Source organism: Scytonema millei VB511283 (genome assembly GCF_000817735.3).
GTDB classification, from domain to species: Bacteria; Cyanobacteriota; Cyanobacteriia; order Cyanobacteriales; family Chroococcidiopsidaceae; genus Chroococcidiopsis; species Chroococcidiopsis millei_B.
On the sequence record NZ_JTJC03000002.1, the window covers coordinates 75,268 to 96,587 of the forward strand.

The 21,320-nt window shown below is 45.8% G+C and carries 20 protein-coding genes; 6 read left to right on the forward strand and 14 right to left on the reverse strand.

Going from position 1 to position 21,320, the window contains the following annotated elements; genetic code table 11:
- Positions 1 to 142: 142 nt before the first annotated feature.
- Together QH73_RS07985 and QH73_RS07990 are read left to right on the forward strand one after the other, a co-directional pair.
- The gene (locus tag QH73_RS07985) at positions 143 to 1,288 is read left to right on the forward strand and encodes an IS4 family transposase (protein WP_309476474.1); all 1,146 of its coding nucleotides are present in this window, start codon (positions 143 to 145) and stop codon (positions 1,286 to 1,288) included.
- Positions 1,289 to 1,471: 183 nt separating this feature from the next.
- Positions 1,472 to 2,329 carry an Rpn family recombination-promoting nuclease/putative transposase gene (locus QH73_RS07990; RefSeq protein WP_039716840.1) on the forward strand — a complete coding sequence of 286 codons (858 nt, stop codon included), beginning with the start codon at positions 1,472 to 1,474 and terminating at the stop codon, positions 2,327 to 2,329.
- A 215-nt stretch (positions 2,330 to 2,544) separates the two neighbouring features.
- Here the strand turns inward: QH73_RS07990 and QH73_RS07995 are convergent, their stop codons facing one another.
- The 8 genes from QH73_RS07995 to QH73_RS08030 all read right to left on the reverse strand — a co-directional run bounded on the left by QH73_RS07995 (position 2,545) and on the right by QH73_RS08030 (position 13,777).
- On the reverse strand, positions 2,545 to 3,504 hold the full coding sequence (locus QH73_RS07995; protein ID WP_039716839.1) for an ABC transporter substrate-binding protein: 960 nt from the start codon (positions 3,502 to 3,504) through the stop codon (positions 2,545 to 2,547).
- Between the two features lie 67 nt (positions 3,505 to 3,571).
- The gene (locus QH73_RS08000; protein ID WP_201278047.1) at positions 3,572 to 5,518 is read right to left on the reverse strand and encodes a TonB-dependent siderophore receptor; all 1,947 of its coding nucleotides are present in this window, start codon (positions 5,516 to 5,518) and stop codon (positions 3,572 to 3,574) included.
- Complete coding sequence (locus tag QH73_RS08005; protein WP_039719355.1) at positions 5,475 to 6,431, reverse strand: IS630 family transposase; 957 nt, start codon at positions 6,429 to 6,431, stop codon at positions 5,475 to 5,477. Before QH73_RS08005 ends, QH73_RS08000 begins: the two co-directional genes overlap by 44 nt.
- A 33-nt stretch (positions 6,432 to 6,464) precedes the next feature.
- Complete coding sequence (locus tag QH73_RS08010; RefSeq protein ID WP_039716838.1) at positions 6,465 to 7,181, reverse strand: AMIN domain-containing protein; 717 nt, start codon at positions 7,179 to 7,181, stop codon at positions 6,465 to 6,467.
- 151 nt (positions 7,182 to 7,332) lie between these two features.
- On the reverse strand, positions 7,333 to 8,334 hold the full coding sequence (locus tag QH73_RS08015) for a helix-turn-helix transcriptional regulator (protein ID WP_039716837.1): 1,002 nt from the start codon (positions 8,332 to 8,334) through the stop codon (positions 7,333 to 7,335).
- A gap of 119 nt (positions 8,335 to 8,453) precedes the next feature.
- Complete coding sequence (locus QH73_RS08020) at positions 8,454 to 11,657, reverse strand: efflux RND transporter permease subunit (RefSeq protein WP_039716836.1); 3,204 nt, start codon at positions 11,655 to 11,657, stop codon at positions 8,454 to 8,456.
- 178 nt (positions 11,658 to 11,835) lie between these two features.
- The gene (locus QH73_RS08025; protein WP_039716835.1) at positions 11,836 to 13,170 is read right to left on the reverse strand and encodes an efflux RND transporter periplasmic adaptor subunit; all 1,335 of its coding nucleotides are present in this window, start codon (positions 13,168 to 13,170) and stop codon (positions 11,836 to 11,838) included.
- A gap of 301 nt (positions 13,171 to 13,471) precedes the next feature.
- The gene (locus tag QH73_RS08030; protein WP_052290191.1) at positions 13,472 to 13,777 is read right to left on the reverse strand and encodes an ArsR/SmtB family transcription factor; all 306 of its coding nucleotides are present in this window, start codon (positions 13,775 to 13,777) and stop codon (positions 13,472 to 13,474) included.
- A 591-nt stretch (positions 13,778 to 14,368) separates the two neighbouring features.
- On the opposite strand from QH73_RS08030, the gene QH73_RS08035 reads away from it, so the two are divergent.
- On the forward strand, positions 14,369 to 14,962 hold the full coding sequence (locus QH73_RS08035) for a thylakoid membrane photosystem I accumulation factor (RefSeq protein ID WP_039716834.1): 594 nt from the start codon (positions 14,369 to 14,371) through the stop codon (positions 14,960 to 14,962).
- Here the strand turns inward: QH73_RS08035 and QH73_RS08040 are convergent.
- Positions 14,940 to 15,170 (reverse strand): hypothetical protein, encoded by a 231-nt coding sequence (locus QH73_RS08040; RefSeq protein ID WP_132866819.1) that lies wholly within the window; start codon positions 15,168 to 15,170, stop codon positions 14,940 to 14,942. The two genes, QH73_RS08035 and QH73_RS08040, sit on opposite strands and share 23 nt — an antisense overlap.
- 131 nt (positions 15,171 to 15,301) lie before the next feature.
- Here QH73_RS08040 and QH73_RS08045 point away from each other — a divergent pair, with 131 nt between their 5' ends.
- Entirely contained in the window at positions 15,302 to 15,910 is a 609-nt protein-coding gene (locus tag QH73_RS08045) for a hypothetical protein (protein ID WP_039716833.1), read from the forward strand.
- An 87-nt stretch (positions 15,911 to 15,997) separates the two neighbouring features.
- Here the strand turns inward: QH73_RS08045 and QH73_RS08050 are convergent, their stop codons facing one another.
- Positions 15,998 to 16,771 carry an SDR family oxidoreductase gene (locus QH73_RS08050; RefSeq protein WP_039716832.1) on the reverse strand — a complete coding sequence of 258 codons (774 nt, stop codon included), beginning with the start codon at positions 16,769 to 16,771 and terminating at the stop codon, positions 15,998 to 16,000.
- Positions 16,772 to 16,898: 127 nt separating this feature from the next.
- Entirely contained in the window at positions 16,899 to 17,771 is an 873-nt protein-coding gene (locus QH73_RS08055; RefSeq protein WP_039716831.1) for a DUF8623 domain-containing protein, read from the reverse strand.
- A 152-nt stretch (positions 17,772 to 17,923) separates the two neighbouring features.
- Between QH73_RS08055 and murG the strand changes: the two genes are divergently transcribed.
- Complete coding sequence (murG, locus tag QH73_RS08060; RefSeq protein ID WP_039716830.1) at positions 17,924 to 19,000, forward strand: undecaprenyldiphospho-muramoylpentapeptide beta-N-acetylglucosaminyltransferase; 1,077 nt, start codon at positions 17,924 to 17,926, stop codon at positions 18,998 to 19,000.
- 135 nt (positions 19,001 to 19,135) lie between these two features.
- Complete coding sequence (locus QH73_RS08065) at positions 19,136 to 19,741, forward strand: Uma2 family endonuclease (RefSeq protein WP_039716829.1); 606 nt, start codon at positions 19,136 to 19,138, stop codon at positions 19,739 to 19,741.
- Here QH73_RS08065 and QH73_RS08070 read toward each other — a convergent pair.
- From QH73_RS08070 to QH73_RS08080, 3 genes are all read right to left on the reverse strand, one after another.
- Positions 19,738 to 20,628: a sugar kinase gene (locus tag QH73_RS08070; RefSeq protein WP_039716828.1), complete on the reverse strand. Its 891-nt coding sequence runs from the start codon at positions 20,626 to 20,628 to the stop codon at positions 19,738 to 19,740. The genes QH73_RS08065 and QH73_RS08070 overlap by 4 nt on opposite strands.
- A 64-nt stretch (positions 20,629 to 20,692) precedes the next feature.
- Entirely contained in the window at positions 20,693 to 21,043 is a 351-nt protein-coding gene (locus QH73_RS08075) for a type II toxin-antitoxin system PemK/MazF family toxin (protein WP_039716827.1), read from the reverse strand.
- A complete protein-coding gene (locus tag QH73_RS08080) occupies positions 21,040 to 21,315 on the reverse strand; it encodes a ribbon-helix-helix domain-containing protein (RefSeq protein WP_039716826.1) in 276 nt (91 codons plus the stop codon). Before QH73_RS08080 ends, QH73_RS08075 begins: the two co-directional genes overlap by 4 nt.
- Positions 21,316 to 21,320: the final 5 nt, after the last annotated feature.

The window sequence follows — 21,320 nt, forward strand, 5'->3', positions numbered from 1 at the left end:
AGGACAAAACTGGTAAATTACAGGATGTAATAACCTTTTCATTCCCTGCCCGATGCAACTACGAGAATTCACCCTGATTAGTCCCACGATTGGAGCAGGACAAGTGTTCAAAGCGATTGAAACTGTCATTCCTATCGAGTTAATTCATCAGACAATCGCTAAGAGTCATTGCCAAAGTCAACGACAACGGAAACTGCCTGCTCACTTGGTCGTGTGCTTAGTCATCGCCTTCAGCTTTTGGTCGAAAGCAGCGATGCGAGAGGTGCTCAAGAACTTGGTGGATGGGCTCAGTGTGCAATGGACACGCTTAGCGCAGTATTGGAAAGTGCCCAACAGTGCCTCAATCAGTGAGGCACGAGCCAAGTTGGGATGCCAGGTGATGCGGCAGTTATTTGAGCAAGTGGTGCGACCGTTAGCCACAGCAGAAACACCTGGGGCATTTCTAGGCGGGTTGCGATTGATGGCAGTGGATGGCACATTGCTGGATATCCCAGACAGCAAAGCCAATGCACGGGTGTTTGGCTATCCCGGAACTCGCTTTGGTCATCAGGCGGCATTTCCCAAAGTGCGACTGGTACTGTTAATTGAAGCAGGAACGCATTTGATTACTGATGCGCTTATCTGCCCGTATCGCATGGGGGAACGACGACGGGCACTGCGACTGCTGCGAGCGATTGGCACAGGAATGCTGCTGATGTGGGACCGAGGACTGCATTCGTTTGCAATGGTGCAAGCAACCGTGGCACGGGGAGGACATTACTTGGGACGAGTGCCTGCCAATGTCAAGTTTGAAGTCGAGCAAGTGCTCTCGGATGGCTCCTATCTCAGTTGGATTTATCCAGACCGGAAATCAAAGAAAAAAGGAGCAACCCGAATGCAAGTGCGGGTGATTGAGTACACCATTGACAATGCCCAACAACCTGAACAGCAACAAAGTTACCGACTGATTACCAGCTTGCTCGACCGGCAACAGTTTCCTGCCCTGTTGTTAGCCGAGCAATATCATCAACGGTGGCAAGTGGAAACGACGATAGATGAAGTCAAAACGCATTTACTTGGACGCAAGGTGCCGATTCGTTCGCTCAAGCCCCGTGAGGTGGTGCAGGAGGTTTACGGGTTATTGCTCGGGCATTGGGCAGTGCGTTCGTTAATGGTGCAAGCGGCACAACTAGAAGGTATCTCACCGTTGTGCTTGAGCTTTACTGGCACGTTGCACGTTTTGCGTCGAGCCGTAGCTAAATTTCAAGTGGTCTCCCCTGATGAACTTCCCCTTTTTGGAGTTGGTTGATGCGCGAGATTCTCGATGCTCAAATTCCACCCCCTCAAGGCAGAGTCAATCCGAGAGTGGTCAAAAAGCCCAGGTCAAAGTTTCCTGCCAAGAAGCGACATCATCTCGAGCGGGAAACCCAACGACCGCAACTTATTTTTGCGATTCCCAACTCTGCTTAAGGCTTAACCGAGAAGTATTGTCATGCGACGTGATTCGATTTTTTATAAACTCTTTCAACAATCTCCTACTTTATTATTTGAACTGTTGACAAATCCGCCAGCAAATGCAGAGGCATATCGGTTTGACTCAGTAGCTGTCAAAGAGCCAAAATTTGAAATTGATGGGGTGTTTTTACCACCAGAAAATCAAACTTCAGGTGTAGTGTATTTCTGTGAGGTACAGTTCCAGAAAGACGAACAGCTTTATGAAAGAGTAATTGCCGAATCTTCATTATATTTTTACCGCAACCGTGGCAGATTTAGCGATTGGCAAGCTGTAATCATTTACCCATCTCGTAGCCTTGAACAAAGCGAGATTTATCCCCATCGCTCGTTCCTTAATGGTGGGCAAGTACATCAGATATATTTGGATGAGTTGGGAGATATTCGCTCCTTACCTGTATGGGTGGCGTTGATGGTATTGACTACCTTGGAGGAAAATCGCGCCACCGAGGAAGCCAGGTATTTGCTTGCCAGGAGTCAACAACAAGCACCTCAAACCGATGATCGCGCCATAATAGATTTACTGACGACGATAATGGTGTACAAGTTTGAAGATAAGAGCCAACGGGAGGTAGAAGAGATGCTAGGTATTACACTCCAAGAAACACGAGTTTACCGAGAAATTAGCGAAGAAGGAGAACAAAGAGGACGGAGAGCAGAAGGACAATCGCTCGTTTTGCGCCTATTAACCCGTCGGGTGGGAGAATTACCACAAGAAGTTCGTCAGCGCATCGAATCTCTTCCCCTGGAACAATTGGAGAATTTGGGGGAAGCGTTGCTTGATTTTACCAGCATGGCTGATTTGCAGGCTTGGTTAGAAGCGATCGCCAATAATTAGTAATTTGTTGATAGTAATTGCAAATCAAATATAGAGTGGGATTTAATCCGAGCGATACTCTCCAAGGGAGTAGTTACGCGATCGCCGATACATAGTTAAGTTGTTTATGGTAGTTGGGAATTTATTAGTTTTTCTAGTCAGTTCTGTTGGGTTTCGTTTTTCTTTACCCAACCTACGCAAGATTGCGATCGCACCTATCATAAATCGCCAGGGAATCAATTCTTGTTGATGAAATACTCATAGAGGTCATCAATAAATTGATTAGCCGTAATTGGACCTGATACATCCCAACTCACTCCATAGACTTGTTTATTCTGCACAGCTTTCAATGTTGACCAGATCGGTTCTTTCAAGAACGATAATGATTTGAGGTTTTTAGAGTCTCTTTCATAATTCGCTAAAATAAACAAAAAATCAGCATCCCAGTCAGACAAGGTTTCAATGCTTAATGTGTTGTAACCATCATTCTTTAGATCCTTATAAGCAGGAATAAATTGTATCCCTGCATCGCTCATAACTTGACCATAAACAGTAAATTCCGGTCTATGAACAACAAATGTTCCAGAACTAGGAAGGTAAATTATAGATACTGTCTTAGTTTTCAGTTTTTTGCCTAACTTTTGCCGAAATTTTTGAATTTGCCTATTATACTCAGCTAAAATTCTCTCGACTCGATCGCTTCTATCCAGAATTTCTGCTAAGTATGTTAGTGCTTTCTTAAATCCCCTAGTTTCAGGATCTATCATTACTGTAGGCGCAATCTTAGACAGTAGAGGATAGAAATTTTCTTGCCATTTCAGTCCTAAAATCAGATCGGGCTTCAGACTTAAAATTTTCTCCAATGAGGGGCTTGCAATATCACCCACGCTAGGAGTATCTGCAACAAATTTACGGGTATTCGGAGATATGCAGATAAAACAAGGAGTAAAGCCAACTGGCTTGATGCCTAGCGCCAATACAGGATCGAGAAGAGTATATTCATCTAGTACAATAATTCTTCGTGGGCGAATAAGAATACAAGTTTCCCCAAGATCGTGTTGGACGATTCGACATTTAGCAGAACCTTCTAAATCTCTAGTTAAGATATCAGATTTTTGGATGACATGTTGGTGACAAGCTATAACCAAAATAAAGGATAAAGCCATTAGTAAAAATGGCTTGATCGAACGATACATTGCGTTTCGGAGCGCACTCATTTTCTTGGTTGTCCGCAATCAATTAATGACTACCAATGCTTATCTGTTAAAACTCCCAGTTGACCGAGCCTGTGATTGTAAAAGGCGCACCTCTTTGGACATAAGTTCTGCTATCTGAGAAGCTAGCATAGTCTGTATCAAATAAATTACGAATATTAATTGCTGCTCTAAATTCATCTCGACGATAGTAAAGTGCCGCATCGGTACGCAAGTAATCATCTAATGTAAAGGAGTTATCTAAATCGCCTTGTCTCTCTCCCACATAAAACAAACCCAATCCAAATCCTAAACCTTGGAGATTGCCCTGCTGGATCTCATAGGTTGTCCACAGGCTGGCTTGATTATAGGGTACATTATTGCGTCGATTGCCAACCGTAAAGGTGTTATCTTTGGTGATTTCTGCATCCGTGTAAGCGTACGAAGCGATCGCCTTCCATCCAGGTAAAATCTCACCTGTAACATCTAGTTCAATCCCTTGACTCCGTTGCTCCCCAGTTTGAATCGAAAATGTTGGGTTAACTGGATCGGTTGTGGTCACATTGGTTTTCGTAAGGTGATAGGCGGCTAAGGTTGCTGAAAGCCTTCTATCTAGAAAGTCTGTTTTAATCCCAACTTCATACTGAGTCCCTCTAGTTGGTTTAAATGCCTGACGTGGATTGAATGCTGTGGTCTGGAGAAAAGAGCGGCTATAGCTGGCATAGAGAGAAACTATATCGCTGGGCTGATACACTAACCCAATGCGCGGGCTGAAAGCACCATCATTTTGCTCTGGCTCGTCAGTGTCATTAATGAGATTTTCATATGCATCGGATGCCCAATCATAGCGACCGCCGAGCAGTAGCTTCAAGTTATCAGTAAAAGCAATCTGATCCTGAAGGTAGACCCCGTAAGATTGAGTCAGCCACTCGGTCTTACCATCTCGGATCAAATCGGTGGGTCTTGCAACATTGTAGTTTGGGTTAAGCAAATTTAGAGGAGGTAGCGGTGTTTGACTGGTAAAAGATTCCCCCTTTTCAAAGGCACGCTCATAATCGAAGCCCACTAAAAGTTGGTGTGAGATTGAACCTGTGTTGAACTTTCCAACTAAGTCGATCTGTCCAAAATAAACGTCATTTGAACCGGTACGATCGAGGAATAAAAACTCTACAAAACGATCGTCCACGATCTCAATGGGAACGGCAAATCTTTGCTCTGGAACGCTAAAGTTGTTGACAGAAAAAGCGCTGCGAAGCTGCAAGTTGTCGTTAAAGTTATGCTTAAGCTCGAAGCCATACTTATGACTTTGCCTGTCGTCATAGGTCAGATCTGGATTACCCCAGACATTAACGCCTCTAGGTAGAAGACTACCATCACTGAGTGCCGCCGTGAAGAGACCACCATACAGATCTCCGGCGTATTTACTGTATTCATAGTATAAATCTAGGCTTGTTTGATCGCCCAAATTCAAGGTCATTGAAGGTGCGATTAACGTATTGTTCTTGCCGCCACCTTCAAAATAACCATCCGAACCATTATAAGCAGCAATGAATCGATAGAGAGCATTTCGATCGGCAGTCAGTGGACCCGATAAATCAATGCTTGGCTGATAAAATCCCCGATTACCTGCTTCAAAACCGAGCCTGTAATAAGGCTCCCGCAGAGGCTTTTTGGTGATAGTGTTGATGACTCCACCAGGTTCTAAAGCCCCAAACAAGACGGAGCTTGGTCCCTTCAGTACTTCCACTTGCTCGATCGCCACAGTAGGTTCGTCTGGAATAAGCGAATAGCTATCTCCTATTCGATAGCCATTTCGCAATTGCGATGTTGCAGTTGTTGAAAATCCTCTGAAGATTCTGAAGATTCCACCATCCCCAGCGTCAAGAACACCACTAACGGTTTCCACTGCCTCATTGATGTTTCTGACATTGCGATCGCGCAACACCTCCTGCGGTACAACTTGATAGCGGTTCTCAATTGGATGGAATATAGTAACAGCAGTGGGTGAACCATCCAATAATATCTTGCAAGGTAATAGTAGCGATTGCTTTTGTCATAGCTTCGTCGAGTTCAGAATAAGTTCGAGCTGCGAAAGAGCGCAAATATTCTTTCACTTTAGACCAGCAATTTTCAATCGGGTTAAAGTCAGGAGAAGAGGGAGAAAGGTAAACTAATCTGGCTCCAGCTGCTTCGATTGCTTCTCGAATTGCAGCAACTTTATGAGCTGGCAAATTATCCATCACTACACAAGCTCCTGACCAGAGTTGGGGGACTAAAACCTGGTTGACGTAAAATTTGAAGGTGGTCGTATCAGTCCAACCAGCAAACGTCAGAGGAGCAAGGAAGCCCTTCAAAGATAGTGCACCAATCATAGTCACATTTTGCCCTCGCTGAATAGGGCACTCACCATAAGCCCGTTGTCCCTTTTTTGCTCTAGCATAACGACGTGTCATCGCTAAATTCACCCCAGACTCATCAATAAAAATCAAGTCAGCCAGTTTAACTTCCCCAATAGTTGTCCAATATTCCACTCTCAACTTCTGAACTCGCTCACTTTTGGCTTCACTGGCATGGAGGGACTTTTTTTTTCTGGTCAATTGTAGTTTCTGGACAATTCGCCCCATTGTGGCTCGACTGATTCTGATGCCAATTTGTTCGTAAAGTTGGTGAGATAATTCCTCTAAAGTGGCATCGTTTTTGGCTTCGACTAACTGCTCCACTTGTTCAACTTGTTCTCTTGTAAGCTTTGGCGATTGCCCACCTCCATGCGGACGTGGCTGTACTTCTCCTGTTTGCTCGTAACGCCTCAACAGTTTCCAGACAAAGCTATAACTCACATTGAAACGTTGAGCTGTTTTGACAATTGAGGTTTTTTCCTTTAAATGAGTCTCGACAATTTTGGCGCGAAAGTCATTTGAGTATGCCTTCATTCTTGGGCTAAAACTTTATGCTAGTTCTCCTCTTTACTTTATCTCACTCAATTGAGAACTGCTATGAATTGATTGAGGAATATCCCGTAACGGTGTATCCGTGCGCGTTGCTGTGGTTGCGCTAGATGGGTTGTAGCCCTCATCCTGCTCCCCTGTCACCACAATTTCCCTCTGCTCATCTTCAACTGTGGGTTGAGCGGTGGATGTACCTGGCGTGAAGCTAAAAATCAACCCTTCACCTGGAGAATCATACAACTGCACTTGCGGCAAAGCTGTTTCCCCTGTCACCACCACTCGAATACTATTAGCAGTAGCCTGAGTCACAGCCACGCGAGTAATTCCGCTTGCAGGGTTATCTTGACGAAACTCTCTCCCTTGGGGTAGAGCTAGCACGGCGTTGGGAATATTCGCAATATACGATCTACCCAAAACTAGAGTTACAGGCTGAAGCACCTTTCCTTGAGTGGTTTGTAAAATTATCTCCACACCTTTATCAGTGGGATTTACCTGAACTCCCGTAATTGATACAATTTCCCCTGGTGTTGCAGGTGGGTTGGTTGGCGACTGTACCAACATTCGATCGCTTGTCGCCGGAAGCTCGACTTCACTCAGTTGAGGAATATTATTGTTGACTTCTCGATTATTCTCCCCTACCTCCTCGCCTTTTGCCGGAGTGCCGAGCAAAACAGCGATCGCACTACCTGCCACTACGATCGCCAACAGTAACCGCACCGACAACCGTAGGATCATCGCCAACTCCTTCCACCTACTCAACTACTCTATTGCCAATTACTTCTAATAAGTCGTGAAAAGTAGTGTAAAGAAGTTGCTCTAGCCCTGTCTATCAAAAAAACGACAACGACGATCGAAAAAACGACAGATCCAAGCGCGATCGCGATACTCAGTCTGCTGCGATCAGTCGTTTTCCTGCCAGACATTGACTGGGTGTAATCCCAAACCGCCGCTTAAACGCGCTGGCAAAATTTCCCAAATGCCCATAACCAACCCGCATCGCCACCTCAGCCACCGTGCGATCGCCCTGACGCAATAACTGTTCCGCCTGCTCCAGTCGTCGCTGCTGCAAATAGCACATTACTGTCATGCTGAATAGCGTTTGAAACCCACGTTGGAGAGAACGAGGGGTTAACCCGACTTGCCGTGCCAACTCCGGTAACGAAAGGGGATGAGCAAATTGTGTCGTCAAAATTTCCTTTGCATAGTGCAACCGTTCGATCGCCTCTGGTTTCAAACTCGGTACAGATTGATTTCGCGCCCCATCTTCCGAGATTAGATCGAGATGCATCGCCAACAATTCAAACACCTTCCCTTGAAGGTACATCCGTTTTGCTGCCCCCCGATAAGGCGCATTCCACATCTGGAGAGCCAGCGATCGCATTGCTGGGGTGACTTTAGGATAAAATGAAACCTTCCAATCTTCCCCTTTGAACAATTGCTTCACCGCATTGGACTGCCGTTGTCGATCGTTGAGAAAAAACGATTCCAGCACGTCTGGCTCAATCTCGATATCGACAAAGGTTGAACGCTGTGGACTTCGCCATCGCTCCAGATATGCAGGCGAAATCCCGCTGCCCGAAAAATAGCTGCAAGTCCTGTCGAATGTGGGATGAAGATCGCAGTCTAGAAAACCTGACAGAAAAATTGTCATCTGAATCGGATGCTCGTGAGCGGATACCTTCACCTCTAAATCTTGGCGATATTCAAGATCCGCGAAATTTAACCACACACCAGGCAACAATTCTATCTCCCGACCGTAGCCCCACCCTAGTTGCTCTGGCACTCCCGTCAGTTCCTCAAACTCATCCAAAATTATGTTGTCAGGACAAGTAACAGGAGCCTGAGCGTGCAGTTCATCCAAGTCGAATTGGTTGAAAATCAAAGTCATGGTGGGTCTACGTCAAGATCGCAGATTGACTTGAGTGATAATAATTTGCAATAGTATACCGCGATCGCCCCGAAACCCAAAACGCCTCATCCTAACGACAGCTTTATGGCAAAACAATATCAGCGGCTTTCAGAAGCAACTCTTGGTTCTGTATCGCTGGGTTCCAACTGCTGAGGTGGCTGAGGTGGACGACGCGATTGAAAGCGATCGCGCAAGTTACTGATAATAATGTACAGTACTGGCACGACGAACAAACTCAAGAACGTTGCCACGAACATGCCACCAAATACTGCCGTACCCAACGCTTGACGGCTTTTCGCTCCTGCACCTACAGCAATGACTAAGGGGAATATCCCCAACAAGGTAGAAAGAGCGGTCATCAAAATCGGTCGCAAGCGTTCCTGAGCTGCTTGAATCGCTGCTTGCGTAATTGACAGTCCGCGATCGCGCAGTTGGTTGGCAAATTCTACAATCAGAATTGAGTTTTTACTTGCCAATCCGATCAACATCACCAAACCCACTTGACAGTAAACATCATTCGGTAGACCGCGCAGATTCTGAGCTAACAAGGCTCCGAAAATTGCTAAAGGAACCGCCAGCATAATGATGAAGGGATCGACGTAATTCTCGTACTGAGCTGCCAATACCAAGAATACGAAGACCAAACCTAAAGCAAAGATAATTGGCGCTTGACCCCCCGATTCTGTCTCATCTAAGGAAATACCCGACCACTCGTAACCCATACTAGCTGGGAGAATCTCCGCTGACAGTTTTGCCATTGCATCCATTGCTTGTCCGGTGCTGAAGCCAGGAGCCGCAGAACCGTTGAGTTCGATCGACCGAAAGAGGTTGTAGTGGGTGATTGACTGCGCCCCAGTAGTGGGTGTAACTTTCACCAAGTTGCTCAGAGGAATCATCTGCCGCTGGTCGGGATCGTCTTGATTCGATCGCACGTACAGTTTGCCGATATCTTCTGGATTCGAGCGAAACTGCTTGTCGGCTTGGACGTAGACTCGATAAGTCCGTCGTTGCAGGTTGAAATCGTTGACGTAGCGCGAACCCATGTATGTTTGCAGGGTATTTAAAATCTCGTCTACATCAACTTGTAAGGCTTTGGCTTTGTTGCGATCGATCTCGATTTCCATTTGCGGCGCGTTTGCCCCAAAAGTACTGAAGACAGCCGACAATCCTGGGGTTTGATTGCCGCGTTGCATCAATTGTTGCATTACACCGACAAGATCGTTGAGGGGGAGATTTCCCTGACGGTCTTGGAGTTGATATTGGAAACCGCTGACGCTACCCAAACCGCGAATTGCAGGCGGATTTACAGGTAGAATCCTCGCTTCGGGAAATTGGGATACAACACCGCGCATCCGATTAATCAGAGCTTCTGCCGATTGATTTGCGCCAGGACGTTCGCCCCAAGGTACGAGCGGGGTAAAAATTGCCCCTCTGTTAGCGGTATTACCCGTACCACCAATTCCGAAACCACCAACGGCAAAAGTTGCCTTGACTTCAGGTAATTTCAAATACTCAGTTTCTATTTTCCGCATCACGTCGCTGGTGTAGTTCAGTGAAGCGCCTTCGGGTCCTTGAATTAGGGTAATGAAATAGCCTTGGTCTTCATCCGGTAAAAATCCGGTGGGGACAATTTGATACAACCATGCTGTCAATCCCAAGAAGACGACAAATATTCCTAGTACGATGGGTTTGATCCGCGTTAAAAAGTCGAGCGATCGCTCGTACTTGTGCCGCGTCCAATCAAGGAAGCGATTAAATTTGCCAAACACCCAAGCAATGGGACCCCGTGCAGGTGGTTTTTGTCGCAGCAACAAGCCTGCCAGCGAAGGCGTGAGGGTCAGCGCCAAGAAGGTAGAAATTGTAATTGAGAAGGCGATCGTCAGCGCGAATTGCCGATAGATTTGTCCTGTGGCTCCGGGGAAAAAGGCGACGGGGACAAACACCGCCATCAGTACCAATGAAGTCGCAATGACTGCCCCAAACAATTCGTGCATCGCCTCTGATGCTGCTTGACGCGGTGGCATTCCCTCATCTTGAATCAAGCGAGAGATATCTTCCACAACAACGATCGCATCGTCTACTACCATCCCTGTAGCAAGGGTTAAACCGAACAACGTCAAGGAGTTAATCGAGAAATTGAACGCTTTAACAAAAGCAAACGTGCCGATCAAAGCTAGAGGAATTGTCACAACCGGAATCAAAGTCGTGCGCCAATCCTGTAAGAACAGGTAAATCACCGCAATTACCAGCGCCACAGACATGAGCAGCGTAATAATGACTTCTTTGAGGGACTCTTCTACAAATAAGGTCGTGTCATAGGCTACCTGATATTCCATCCCTGGCGGAAATTGTTGAGATAGCCGTTCCATTTCGGCTTTAACATTTCGCGCCACCTCCAAATCGTTGCTACCTGGAATCGGAAAGATCCCGATCCCTACAGCCTCTTGACCCCGATACCGCAGGAACGAACTGTAGTTTTGCGCCCCCAATTCTACCCGTCCTACATCGCTCAACTTAATCAGGGTTCCGTCTGGTGCGGTCGAGATTACCATGTCCTCAAATTGGGACACGTCAACAAGTCTACCCACAGCCCGCAAGTCAATTTGATATTGCTGCCCGTCTTCTGTAGGTGGTTGACCGATTTGCCCTGCGCCTACTTGCAAGTTTTGTTCTTCGACGGCATCGACAACATCTTGTGCTGCTAAATTGCGGCTGGCGAGTTTATCAGGATCTAGCCACAGGCGCATAGCATAGCGACGTTCGCCAAAAATCCGCGCCTCGCTCACGCCCTTGACTCGTTGCAAGGCATCGACCATATAAAGATCGACGTAGTTGCTCAAGAAAACGTTGTCATATTGTTTGTTAGGCGAGAATATACCCATACCCAACAGCAGGTTGTTGGTCTGCTTTGTCACCGTCACGCCGACTTGACGCACTTCTTGCGGCAACTGCGGTTCGGCGATCGAAACGCGGTTTTGCACGTCTACAGCAGCAATATCGAGATCCCGTCCTGCTTCAAACGTGACTGTAATCGTACTCGTACCATCGTTGGCGCTACTGGAATTGATGTATCTCATTCCATCAACGCCGTTAATTTCCCGTTCTAGTACTGTCGTTACTGTATCTTCTACGACTTCTGCACTTGCCCCAACGTAGTTAGCGGTTACTTGCACTTGGGGCGGCGCAATTTCAGGATATTGAGCGGCGGGCAGGGTAGGAATGCTAATTGCTCCTACCAGCAAAATAATGATGGCGCAGACGCTCGTAAAAACTGGTCGCTTGATAAAAAAGTCAACAAACATGAGGGAGTAGGGAGTAGGGTAGTTGTAGGGGCGGGTTTACCAAGCGGCTTTGCTACTAGCAAAGATTTCAGGTGAACCCGCCCGTACAGGAGTAGGGAGTGGTTCATAGTTAATAGTTAATGGTTGATTGCTATTAACCATTGACCATTAACTATTGACCATTGACTCCCTTGTATCCTTAAGATTCTGGTGCGATCGGTGCGCCGTCTCTAAGGTTAAGCAGTCCTGAAGTAATAATTCGTTCTCCAGGTTTTAGTCCTTCGAGAACCTGGTAATTGTTACCTTGAATGCTGCCTAATTTCACGGGTTTTTGCCGTGCTATCAATTGTGGTTGTCCCGATTGTGCCTGTTGAGACTGCTGTTGTTGTGGTGCTGATTCTGCTACATAGACGAAGTTTTGCCCGCCAATCCGATTAATTGCCGTTGTGGGAACGAGAATGCCTTGGCGTTGATTCCAAATGACTCTCGCTCTTACATATTGGTCGGCACGCAGTTGATTTTGGGAATTTTCAAATAGAGATTTGACGAGTACGGATTGGGTATTAGTAGCGGTGTTAGGGGCGATGAAAAAGACCTTGCTCGTCCCTACACGCTTGCCTTGTCCGTCAAGCAGCTCTACTGGCATTCCCTGACGTAGTTCTGGTCCCCGTTCGATGGGTACGGAAATATTGACTTCTAGGGGTTGGTTCTCGGTAACGCTTGTGAGTTGGGTTGATGTATTGACAAAATCCCCCTCTTTGACCGGAATTCGCCCCACTGTACCCGCAAAGGGTGCGGTAATCGTGTAGTACTTTAGCTGAGCTTCCTGTCCTTGGGTATTCGCTCTTGCTTCTGCCAAGGCTTTTTCCTGTTGAGCTACGGTAGCTTTCTGAGCGGCAATGCGTTTGTCGATCGCATTGAGTTCGGCTTTTGCCGTAGCAATTCTGTTGGTATAATCGTCCGCAACCGATCGCGCAACTGCTCCCTGGTCGGCAAGGTCAGAATATCGCTTGTATTCTTTTTCGTTGAATCTGACATTCGACAAGTTAGAAAGGCGTTCTGCTTGCAGGGAACTCAGGGTTGCTTCGGCATTTGCTACCTCTGCTTCGGCAGCTGCGATCGCGGCGCTAGAACTCCTGACGGCTGCTTGTTGTTCTTCTGGATCGATTTGAATTAGGTTGGCTCCCCGATTGACGCGATCGCCTGGACGAACGAAAATACGAGAGACTTGCCCTTCAATTCTCGGCTGTAAAGTCACGGATCGTCGCGATTCTAAATTGGCAATATACTCGCTACTTTCACTGACTGCTCCTGATTCTAGGGTGGCTAGCCTCACCTTAGTTGGCGGTTGCTGCTGTGCGGCTGAATTGGGGTTTTGATTTTTAGGTGCGAGTACATACCATAGTCCAACTCCGCCACCGATGGCGATTAGACCGACTAGTAACCACATCCACGGTTTACGTTTACCTGGGGGTCTGTCTTGGACTTGTTTTCTCTCGTCCGCTACGGATGCTTTAGGTTCTGATGATTCCATATTGAATAGAAAGCTTACTAAATAAAAGTTTTGACTAACGAAGAGTCAGGAATTCTCTAAAGAGAATTGTAATTTTGGCTTATTGCCTCACCTTTGTGTAATAATCCATCGGTCAATACCAAACTCTACAGTTATCAGTGTAGAGACGTTACATCTAACGTCTTTACAAAAAAGTTTTCAGTTAGCGGTTTGATTACTTAAGTAGTGACTCCTGTAATTTCGATGAAAGTTATATTCGTAATAGGTTTAAGTTCCCTTCTATACGAGATCGAGATTATGAGTTGTCCCCAATTCAAGTTACTTAAATTCGTTCCGGCGATTTTTGTTGAATGTTTATTATCAAAAGTTGCTGTAACTGAGTAATATAAATTGACAAAACTTCCGCACGAAAACTGTAATAACAGTATTGCCCTGCACGCCTTGTTTCGATCAAACCGACTTTAACTAACTCCTTAATGTGATGAGAAACTGTTGCTTGCGATACAGGAAACTGCTCGACTATTTCTCGGCAAGATAGCTCATCATGGGTAGCGATCGCTGTTAGAATTTCCAATCGTCGTGGCTCTGCTAGAGCTTTTGCCACTTGCTGAAATTGGGCTGCGTCCATTTGAAATATTTCCTAGTTACTCAACCAATCGACGCAACCTAATACATAGTTTTAATAACCTAGCCTCGATTGCTATGCCTGAATAACTATAGTTTCAATAACTCCTAGTTTTAATACCTATACTTTCAGTACCATAGTTTCAGTAACTATGTATAAATAGCCCTGTCTAAATAACTATGTCGTTTATATATTGATATACATCGATTAACTGCTCTTGTCAACCACTAGCACCCAGATTGAACGAACGATCGCGAATCTACACCTTTTTCAGATTTTTGCAACTTCAAACCTCCAATTTCTATTTCTATGACGGAATTTTTAGCTCATGCTTCTCCTTGGCTCTTATATAGATTAAATCAAAACTAACGATTCTGATTTCCGACTTAAGATAGATGTGGTTAATAAAATTAACATCAATTTCTCTTATCAGTGGTCAGTTATCAGTGACTAGTGACTAGTGGCTGGTGGCTAGAATCGTTTCTAGTCACTAGTCACCAGCCACAAACCACTCATCATCAACCGTCAACCAACAGCAAAAAAATAGTCTAATGGTAGATGTGAACTATTGGCTCAAATCTAAGGTTTGCTGCAATGAATTTTTTTCAGCTCCAGTCACCTCCAAACGCGGCACGTCGATGGAGACGATCGTTGACTAAATTGTTGTTACTACTCGTCCTATTTTCGTACTGCTTGGGAATACCCTCTGCCCTAGCAGGAATCAACGACGACAATTATGAGGGGAACGTTTTTGTGTTGTATGGTGGAAATGCCTCACTAGTACCACCAAAAACAACGCTAGAAAAATCTATGGCAGCAAGCGATCGCGCCACGCTGCTAGTGTTGTACTTAGACGATTGCAGCGATTGTAAGCAGTATGCTTCAGCAGTATCGCGGATGCAAGCCTTCTATGGTCGGGCAACAGATATCATTCCCGTCAATGTAGACACCATTTTACCGGAATTGACCTACAAGCCCACCGAACCTGGCTATTACTACAAGGGTGCAGTCCCGCAAATCATTGTATTCGACAAAGCGGGTAAAGTCGTCCTGAATGAAACAGGACAAGTTCCTTACGAACGAGTAGATGACACCCTGCGAGAAGTGTTTGACTTATTACCCCGCACCGAATCGGCTGAGTTGAAACGCCGCTCCTTCAATGAATTTAGTTCTGAAGTGACGGAATAGGAGCGAGGAGCGAGGAGTGAGGGAAAGAGAGTGGTGCGTGGTCGTGATGAAAGGGTGTGAGGTGTAGGGTGTGGGGTGTGGGGTGTGGGGTGTGGGGTGTGGGGTGTAAAGATTTTAAATTTCTTTCTCCCTCAGCAACCTTGCGCTCCCTCAGCTCCCTCAGCTCTCTTGTCTCCCCCTCTCCCTTGTCCTTTACCTCGCCCCTCACTCCTCACTCCTCACTCCTCAAAATGTATTGCAGCTGCGCAGACAAAATGAGAATTTTTAGGCAAAATGATCGGCAGTAGCCCCACAACTAGTCACTGGTTCCACTAGCCACCAGCCACTAGCCACTAGTTAATGACAAAAGCCTACACTACACAGGAGCTAATTGAGATTTTGGCAGCCGAACGCCAAGCCTGTCTCCAGGGACAAAGGCTCAACTTGGCGGCGCAACCTTCGGGTAATATTGCGATCGACAAGTATCTCAAACCCGAAGGCTTGCAAAAATTTACTGCCTATCAAGACTTTAAGGCAGCAGTACATCGTTACCAAATAGAACATGGCGTATCTGGCATTGTCTGGCGACAGATGACGGTTAAAGGTAAAACGATCGCCTATCCTGAAGTTGATGCCCACTTAATCGCCGTTCCTGAAGATTTAGAGATTTTGAAAGATTATAAGACGGCGATCGCTGAGTTTTGGCGAGAAGTCACGGCAGGAATGGATATTTACCTCAGTATCAATCATGGCAAAGGCTACCGACAGATTACGCCAGGAGATGTTGAAAGAATCCTGCACCGCACCCAATGGGCGACTCTATGGAAATCAGAAAATATCAATTTTCTCGAAATTATTCTGCAACTGGGTTGGGGTCAACCCCAAGAAGCAGCCTACAAACGCGGCTGGCCCGATTCTGGTAGCGAGTACATTCATGCTGTGAATCCTGGGAATCGACCGATTTGTTAATCGTCTGTTAGTGGCTAGTGGCTGGTGGTTGGTGGCTAGAGTTTTTAAGTTTTTAATATCTAGTCACTAGTCACTAGTCACTAGCCACTACTCACTACGATTAAACAAAGTCGAACTAGATTGATCCACGGGCATCATCAAAACTTCGCTGATATTAACGTGGGGCGATCGCGTGACGCAGAAGAAAATGACATCGGCTACGTCTTCCGGCGTGAGGGGTTTGAGTCCCTGATACACTTTACTTGCTCGTTCGGTATCGTCGTGAAACCGGACTTGGCTGAATTCTGTTTCTACCATCCCAGGATCGACGGATGTAACCCGCACGGGAGTCCCCAGTAAGTCTTGTTTTAAGCCTTCAGAAATGGCTTTGACGGCGGCTTTAGTAGCACAATAGACATTACCGTTAGGATAAGTTTGGTGTCCCGCGATCGAGCCGAGGTTGACAACGTGTCCCCGCCCGCGACTGACCATTCCTGGGACGATCGCGCGGGTAAAGTAGAGCAACCCTTTAATATTGGTATCGATCATTTCTTCCCAATCTTGGTAACTACCCTGATAGAGTTTGTCTAAACCGCGACTCAGACCAGCATTGTTAATTAAAATGTCGATCGCAGAGAATTCAGACGGCAACTGAGCTAAAGCCGATTCTATACTGGCGCGATCGCGCACGTCCAACTGCATAGTATGTATATCGCTGGCAAATTCTTTATTGAGATCGTCAGCCAATTGTGCCAATCGTTCCTGGCGACGGGCGACTAAGATTAACTTAGCACCAGCTTGGGCAAATATTTGCGCTGTCGCTTCACCAATGCCGCTACTTGCACCCGTAATTAATACAATCTGATGTCGGACTGAAACCATACTCCTTTCTTAAAAGTCAAAAGTTAAAAGTCAAAAGTCAAAAGCAAGGAGCTAGGAGTCAGAAAGATAGAATTGTCCAAATGCTTCCTCAGCTCCCGATCGCTCCCTCAGCTTCCTCAGCTCTCTTCTATGGCTTCTGCGCCGCAGGTGGATTTTTGCCGACTACATTAAGGCGCTGAGTTACCAGTGTCATGCCATCGCCTCGGATAAGTACGGCAGAAACCCAGTAGCGATCGGGTTTGATGGGAGCGCGACCAATCTTAAATAATCCGCCGGATGAAAGTAACTCTAGATCTACCCGCGCCGGATTTGCGAAATTATCTGGTCTAATTGGTTCTTCGATCGCCGCACCGAGGAGATAATCGTCACCTAATGGTTCTCGCACGACTGCATCAAAGTTATATTGCTGTCCGGGTTTTACCTGCTGAGGTAGCTTGACCTCTACTGTCGGTGGTTTGTCACCAGTTTTAATTTGACTTTGCTCGGAAAGAATTTCCTGCTGTACGATTTGACCGTTCTCGTACCGCTGTTTGGATCTAATGGTGGCATCAAGTAGCGTATTACCAACTGCTTGCGACTGCGTGCCAGTAATCTGAGTCACTGTCTCTGCAATAATTGCCTTGCCTTGAGGTTGCCACGATTGCAGTTGCGTCTGATACTTGAGCTGCGGGTAACTCTTCCACAAATTAGTTAAAGCTTGTGTCATGCTTTGGCGCGTTAAGCCATCGGAATGAGTGAAATTGGGGCTATAAAACTTTAATACCTCATTAATGTTGCGTTGGTTGGCAGCCGCATCGATTTGCGCAATTATGTTTGTCAGTTCTGCGGGTGCGTTGAGCGGTACTGGTGGCTGAGGCTGAGGCGCATTAGTGGGGGTGGATGCTGGAGGGGTTTGTACTGGAGCTTGGGCAACGGAACGGTTGCTTGAGACTGTGACAGAGAGTGCTAGTAGTACTGGAACTAACGAGCAAGCAGACAGAGAATTCAAGATTTTACCCATTGACGATCGCCTAAGTATTTAACTGGTGAAGCAGTTATAACAACTCGTGTTGGTTGTCATTTGTCATTTGTCACTTGTGAACTACCAATGACCAAAAACGACATCATTTGCTTTATCTTAGGTTAACCTGTGTCTTGACTTGGTAGAAGGGAATGGGGGATGCACGGATGCGACTATTGATTGCAGCAAGTGGCACTGGGGGACATTTGTTTCCGGCGATCGCGACGGCGGAACAGTTACCAGATTACCAAATTGAGTGGTTGGGAGTTCCAAATCGGTTAGAAACTCAATTAGTTCCATCCCAATATCGCTTGCATACTATCGATGTAGAAGGCATTCAGCAACGCTTGGGACTGGGTACGGTAAGAATTTTGACTAAACTTGCCCTTGCTATTTTTCAGGCGCGACAGTTGCTAAAACAGGGGCAGTTTCAGGGGGTGTTAACAACGGGTGGATATATTGCGGCTCCAGCCGTTATTGCAGCGCGATCGCTTGGTTTACCCGTGATTTTGCACGAATCGAACGCTATTCCTGGTAAAGTGACTCGCTTTTTAAGTCGTTGGTGTAGTGTTGTGGCGATTGGGTTTGAACCAGCAGCAAAATATTTACCAGGAGTCAAAACCATCTTTACAGGTACGCCCGTGCGATCGCAGTTTCAAATAGAGGCGCTGGATACCTTACCATCTTTAGATCTACCTATTCCCGATAACGTACCGCTGATTTTAATTGTCGGTGGTAGTCAGGGAGCAGTGGCTGTCAACAAGTTAGTGCGTCAGTCTGCTGCGGCTTGGTTTGAGGCTGGAGCGTGGGTGGTGCATCAGACGGGAAGTAACGATCCTGACGTGGAAAGTTTGAAACATCCCCAGTATATTGCACTGCCTTTTTATGACAATATGGCGCGGCTGTTGCATCGGGCAAGTTTGGTTATTGCTAGAGCCGGAGCTGGTACGGTAACGGAATTAGCGATCGCCCGCAAGCCAGCAGTTTTTATTCCCCTACCAACAGCAGCAGAAGACCATCAATATTACAACGCTCAAGTTTTAGGGGCAACGGGAGCGGCTTTAGTCTTTCGCCAACCAGAATTAACAGCGGAAATCTTAACCAAAGAAGTTTTAAGTTTGTTGCATTCACCTGAAAAGTTAGCTCAAATGGGAAAAAAAGCAGGTGCGATCGCGGTAGTTGATAGTGCTGAAAGATTGGCACAGTTAGTCCGCGAAATAGTACAGTAGGGGCGGGTTTACCAACTATCTCTGCTGCAATCTGAGATCTTCCTAAACCCGCCCTCCGATATTTTGTACAACCTACCAAGTTAGACTATCGGTAGAATTTGTGATTTCCAGTTGTAATTTGAGATTGACAAAATTATGCAAATTACAGAACAGCGCTATTACACTCCAGAGGAATATTTAGAGTTAGAGGAGGCGGCTGAATATAAGAGTGAATATATAAACGGTGAAATTATTCCAATGGCAGGCGGAACGACAAATCACAATCGGCTAGCACTAAATCTTAGTACTGGACTAAATTTTGCTTTCAGACAGCAAGACTACGAAGTTTTTATGGGTGACGTGCGTTTGTGGATACCCGACAAGCACATTTATACCTATCCCGATGTCATGGTAATTGCCGGAAAGCCGGAATATTACAATAATCGTACCGATACAGTGACTAACCCGATCGTCATTGCCGGGATTTTATCAAAATCTACCCAAAATCGCGACCGCCAAACAAAATTTGAGGATTACAAAACCATACCCTCTTTCCAAGAATACATATTAATTGACCAAACTAAAATTAATGTCATGCAGTATGTGAAGACGGGAAGAAAGCGTTGGGAAATTCGAGAACATGATATAGAAGATGAAGTCATTGCCCTTCATTCCATTCTCTTTCAGCTCTCTCTAGAAGATTTATATAATAAAGTTGACTTCGAGGCAAAGCAGGTAGAGGAAACTAATCTTGATAGTTAATCTCTTCTAGTTTGCATCCATTGACGAGAACCAAAAGACTGGCAAGCCCGAGCAGCAATTTTTGCCGCAGCTTCTAACGCTTCAGTAAAAGTGTACTGAAGGATGTAATGACAAAAAGCACCGTGAAAAATATCCCCTGCACCGAGAGTATCTACAGGTTTAATTTGAGGAATTTCTAGAGATTTAATTTTACCTTCAGTTAAAAACTGAATGGGTTTTTCTCCTTGAGTAATTGCAATATGAGGAATTCCCATTTGGGAAAGATAATAAATGACTTCTTCAATATTGTGACAATTGGGAGGATGAAAGTTAGCAGAACAGATAGCATAGTCTGCAAAATATAAAACTTTTTCAAAACCAGGTTTCCAACTCCCACCATCAACAACAATAGGAATATTATTAGCTTTAGCAAGTTGTGCGATCGCCTCCCCTACTAACATTTGATGCCCATCGATTAAAATAATATCGACCCCCTCTAAAATATTTTCTGGAATAAATTCAGGTGTAACTTGGTTTTTGACAGCATTAATAGAAACTACTGCCCGTTCCCCCGTCTCTTGAGAGACAATAATCGATGAGACAGGCGGCGGTTCAGTTTGACTGGGTGCTAAATCTGCGATCGCCACTCCATAAGTTGCCAAATCTGCTTGAATTAGCTGGGTAATCGGGTGGTTTCCTACTGTTCCCAACAAAGTAGCGCGATCGCCTAAATAACTAAATGTGACGGCAGCATTAGTAGCAGGTCCACCAGCTGCAACAATATAATCGGAGGCAACAATTTTTTGATTGTTAGTTGGTGGAGACGGAGCTAAATAAACAAAATCTAGAGTGACTAAGCCAATAAATAGTCCACAAGTGCCTTCAACTAGTTGTCGATTGCGATCCATTAGCTACAATCCCTAACTCCTACTTGCCCTAACTCCTACTGGCATAACTAATCGCTTGTTAGTCTCAATTTTGTCCCAGCAAATCTAAAGCAATTAATAATGCTCGCTCTAATTGTGACATTACTTCATAGGAGAGCGTTCCCCGTAGGCGGAGAAGGCGAGCTTTAGATAAGACGCGCACCTGGTCTGCCATAGCAATAGAATCTCTACTCAATCCCCCATCTGATGCACGAATTAAAACTTGAGTCGGATAAACCCGTTTATTTGACTGATAAGTGGTGCAGGGAACAGCTAAAATTACTGGACTGTAGGCATTAATTGCATCTCGACTGACAATGATAATCGGGCGAGTTCCTCCTTGTTCAGATCCTTCAACGGGTTCGAGACGAGCATCATAGACTTCCCCCCGTTTCACAGCTGAGAATCCTCTAAATTTAGAGCTTCCCAGCTAGCAGAAGCAAACTCAGCTTCCATTCTTAACACCTCTGCTTGATAGTCTGGATCTTGTGCCATCTGGACTAACGCTGCATCAATCTCTGCCCTTTGTAGTGTTGCTAATTCGTGTCGCAAAGCTTGGGCTACAAACTCATTGCGATTCTTGGCTTTCCCTTCGCTGACCATCCTATCGGCGGCTTCTAGAAGTTCAGAAGGTAGAGTCAGGGTGGTACGTACCGTTTGCTTTTCCATGTCTC

What these genes read in the sequence shown, in the direction of transcription:
- QH73_RS07990 (WP_039716840.1), top strand. Translation starts at nt 1,472, where the DNA reads ATGCGACGTGATTCGATTTTTTATAAACTCTTTCAACAATCTCCTACT.
- QH73_RS07995 (WP_039716839.1), bottom strand. Translation starts at nt 3,504, where the DNA reads ATGTATCGTTCGATCAAGCCATTTTTACTAATGGCTTTATCCTTTATT.
- QH73_RS08005 (WP_039719355.1), bottom strand. Translation starts at nt 6,431, where the DNA reads ATGAAGGCATACTCAAATGACTTTCGCGCCAAAATTGTCGAGACTCAT.
- QH73_RS08010 (WP_039716838.1), bottom strand. Translation starts at nt 7,181, where the DNA reads ATGATCCTACGGTTGTCGGTGCGGTTACTGTTGGCGATCGTAGTGGCA.
- QH73_RS08015 (WP_039716837.1), bottom strand. Translation starts at nt 8,334, where the DNA reads ATGACTTTGATTTTCAACCAATTCGACTTGGATGAACTGCACGCTCAG.
- QH73_RS08020 (WP_039716836.1), bottom strand. Translation starts at nt 11,657, where the DNA reads ATGTTTGTTGACTTTTTTATCAAGCGACCAGTTTTTACGAGCGTCTGC.
- QH73_RS08025 (WP_039716835.1), bottom strand. Translation starts at nt 13,170, where the DNA reads ATGGAATCATCAGAACCTAAAGCATCCGTAGCGGACGAGAGAAAACAA.
- QH73_RS08030 (WP_052290191.1), bottom strand. Translation starts at nt 13,777, where the DNA reads ATGGACGCAGCCCAATTTCAGCAAGTGGCAAAAGCTCTAGCAGAGCCA.
- QH73_RS08035 (WP_039716834.1), top strand. Translation starts at nt 14,369, where the DNA reads ATGAATTTTTTTCAGCTCCAGTCACCTCCAAACGCGGCACGTCGATGG.
- QH73_RS08045 (WP_039716833.1), top strand. Translation starts at nt 15,302, where the DNA reads ATGACAAAAGCCTACACTACACAGGAGCTAATTGAGATTTTGGCAGCC.
- QH73_RS08050 (WP_039716832.1), bottom strand. Translation starts at nt 16,771, where the DNA reads ATGGTTTCAGTCCGACATCAGATTGTATTAATTACGGGTGCAAGTAGC.
- QH73_RS08055 (WP_039716831.1), bottom strand. Translation starts at nt 17,771, where the DNA reads ATGGGTAAAATCTTGAATTCTCTGTCTGCTTGCTCGTTAGTTCCAGTA.
- murG (WP_039716830.1), top strand. Translation starts at nt 17,924, where the DNA reads ATGGGGGATGCACGGATGCGACTATTGATTGCAGCAAGTGGCACTGGG.
- QH73_RS08065 (WP_039716829.1), top strand. Translation starts at nt 19,136, where the DNA reads ATGCAAATTACAGAACAGCGCTATTACACTCCAGAGGAATATTTAGAG.
- QH73_RS08070 (WP_039716828.1), bottom strand. Translation starts at nt 20,628, where the DNA reads ATGGATCGCAATCGACAACTAGTTGAAGGCACTTGTGGACTATTTATT.
- QH73_RS08080 (WP_039716826.1), bottom strand. Translation starts at nt 21,315, where the DNA reads ATGGAAAAGCAAACGGTACGTACCACCCTGACTCTACCTTCTGAACTT.